The organism is Archangium sp. (assembly GCF_036389735.1).
In the GTDB taxonomy this organism is placed as follows: Bacteria; Myxococcota; Myxococcia; order Myxococcales; family Myxococcaceae; genus Archangium.
In genome coordinates this window covers 1-2,791 of sequence record NZ_DASVWK010000905.1, presented here as the reverse complement: position 1 = coordinate 2,791, position 2,791 = coordinate 1, and the positions used below count along the sequence as shown (strand labels likewise).

Genomic DNA, 2,791 nt, shown 5'->3' with positions numbered 1-2,791 from the left:
CCACGGGCTTGGTCGTGAAGAAGGGCTCGAACAGCCGCTCCCGTTGCTCCGCCGACATGCCCGAGCCCGTGTCGCGCACCTCGATCGCCACGCCCTCGGCATGGGGATGCGTGACGACGTGGATCGCATTGCGATCCACGTGGCCCTCCGGGATGGCCTGGGCCGCGTTGACCAGCAGGTTGAGGAACACCTGCCCGAGCCGCCCCTCGTTGCCCTCGACCCAGAGCGGTTCCTTGTAGTCCCGCTCCAGCTTCGCGCGGTGCCGGATCTCATTCGACGCCATGCTGATGGCCGTCTCGAGCACGCGGTGGATGTCCACGGGCTCCGGCCGTGCGTCCTCCTCGGCGCGCGAGAACATCTTGAGCTGCCGGACGATGTCCCGCACCCGGCCCGCCCCGAGCTGCGCATCGGAGAGCAGCTTGCGCATCTCCTCCCGCTGGCCGGCGGACAGCTCCAGCCCGGGGAGCACCTCGGCCTCCAGGTGTTGGAGGTTGGAGAGGGTGAAGGCGAGCGGGTTGTTGATCTCGTGGGCAATGCCCGCCGCGAGCGTCCCGAGCGAGGCCATGCGATCCGCGCGCAGCAGCCGGGCTTCCATCTGCTTGCGCTCGGTCAGGTCGCGCAAGCTCCAGATGAGGCAGGGCTTGCCCTCGAACATGCCCACGAGCTGGGTGAGCTCCACGGGGATGGGCGCGCCGTTCTTGCGCAGCATGCGCACTTCCCACGAAGGGACGGGCTGCCCCACCACCCGCCCCTCGAGGGCCTCGCGAGGCAACAGGGCCCAGTCATCCGGGTGCAGGAAGGTATTCTGGAGCTCCTCCCGAGGCCTCCCCAGCAGCTCGCCCTTGGACGCATACCCCAGCAGGTTGACGAGCGCGGGGTTGGCGTAGACGAGCTGGCCCTCCTGAACCACGCACAGGCCCTCGGGCAGCTTCTCGATGAGCATGTGGAAGCTCTCCTGCGAGCGCCGCAGCGACTCCACCGTGCGCGCATGCTGGAGCGCATAGCGGATGGAGCGCTCCAGGATCGTCGGCGTGAGCTGGGACTTCACGAGGAAGTCGGCCGCCCCGGCCTCCAGCGCCTGCTGGTCGAGCGCGTCGTCCCCCAGCCCCGTCAGCAGGATGACCGGGCCGTGCCAGCCCCGCTGCCGCAGTTGCTCGAGCAGATCCAGCCCCGTGATCGCTCCGAGGCGGTAGTCGAGCAGGCACACGTCGTGGGCACGGGCCTCCAGCGCGGCGAGCGCATCCTCGCCGGTGGACACCCACTCCAGCACCATCCGTCCCGGGCCGATGGACCGCAGGGCATTACGCGTCACCACGAAGTCATCCTCGTCGTCATCGACGAGCAGGACGGTGACGGGCTTGTGGCGCTCCATGGTTGCTTGGATCCTCACGGGGAGTTGACCTGCTTGAGGGGCAGCGTGGCGATGAAGGTCGCCCCCTGACCGAGAGTGCTGCGGGCTCGGATGCTGCCTCCGTGCCGCTCGACGATCCGCCGGCAGATGGCCAGACCGATGCCCGTCCCGTCGTACTTGCCGCGCCCATGCAGTCGTTGGAACACGTTGAAGATGCGGTCGTGGTACTTCTCATCGAAGCCGATGCCGTTGTCCTCCACCAGCAGCTCGCAGCGCAGCGTCTCCGGATCGACCGTGGCGCGGACGTTCACGGATGGAGCCACGTCATCCCGATGGAACTTGAGGGCATTGCTCAGCAGGTTCTGGAGCAGTTGCCGCATCTGCGTCGGATCGGCCTCGAGCCTGGGCAGCTCGCCGAGGGTGACGGTCGCTCCCGCCTGCGCGATGGTCTCCTCCAGATCCCCCAGGACCTCCCGGGCGATCTCCGCGAGGTCCACGCGGGCGAAGGGCTGCGCCCGCGAGGAGACGCGAGAGAAGGAGAGCAGGTCGTCGATCAGCCTGCGCATGCGCGTCGCGGCGTTGTTCATCCGCTCCAGGTAGTCGCGCCCTTCGGCGCCCAGCGCCTCCGCGTAGGTCGTCCTCAGCCGCTCGCTGAAGGTCTGGATCTTCCGCAGCGGCTCCTGAAGGTCGTGCGAGGCCACGGACGCGAAGCTCTCCAACTCCCGGTTGGACTGCTCCAGGCGCAGCTGGATCTTCTTCAGGTCCGAGATGTCGATCAGGCTCAGCGTGACGCCGACGATCTGCTCGCCAGAGCGGATGGGACCCAGCTTCACCGCGAACCACTGAGGACCAAAGGGAAGGATGGAGCGGATTTCGTAGCCGGAGGGCTCGCCCGTCGCGAGCACCCGACGGATGTGGCCCCGAACCATCTCGATCTGATCCGGCACGACGAAGTCGTAGATGCTCCGTTTCCACGTGCCCGTCGGGGTGTGGCCCGGCACGTTGTAGTTCATGAAGCGGACGTGCTCGGAAGCGTCGCACGTCAACATCATGATGGGCGACTGCGCGACCAGCGTCTCCACGCCGAACGGATCGCTGGACATGGCGCGATGCTCTTCGTTCGCGGTGGCCAGGCGGTTGAGCGCCGCGGCCAGCGGCGCGAGCGGCCCCCCACCGACGCGACACCGGACATGCGGAATGCGGGCCGACAACTGGTCGACCATCGTCAGCAATTCCTCGAGGGTCGTCTCCGCGGATGAGTCCGTGCCGGAGGCTCCCTCGGGTGAGGGGACCTGCCCCTCGGTCTTTCGGCGCGTGTCCAAGCGAAGACTCCTACATGGTGAGTCTCCAACACTACAGCAACGCGGTTCAGGCCGGGAAGTATCGCCCGGAGGCCTCCCGTACCCGGCCCTCGCCCCGCAGCTTCAACAGCACCGCCAG

Annotated in this window: 2 protein-coding genes; both read right to left on the bottom strand. The window is 67.8% G+C overall.

Annotated elements, in window-relative coordinates; genetic code table 11:
- Positions 1-1,372: response regulator (locus VF794_RS32160; RefSeq protein ID WP_331116939.1), on the bottom strand; the 1,372-nt coding region annotated here is incomplete at its 3' end.
- Between the two features lie 14 nt (positions 1,373-1,386).
- Complete coding sequence (locus tag VF794_RS32155) at positions 1,387-2,673, bottom strand: PAS domain-containing sensor histidine kinase (RefSeq protein WP_331116938.1); 1,287 nt, start codon at positions 2,671-2,673, stop codon at positions 1,387-1,389.
- Positions 2,674-2,791: the final 118 nt, after the last annotated feature.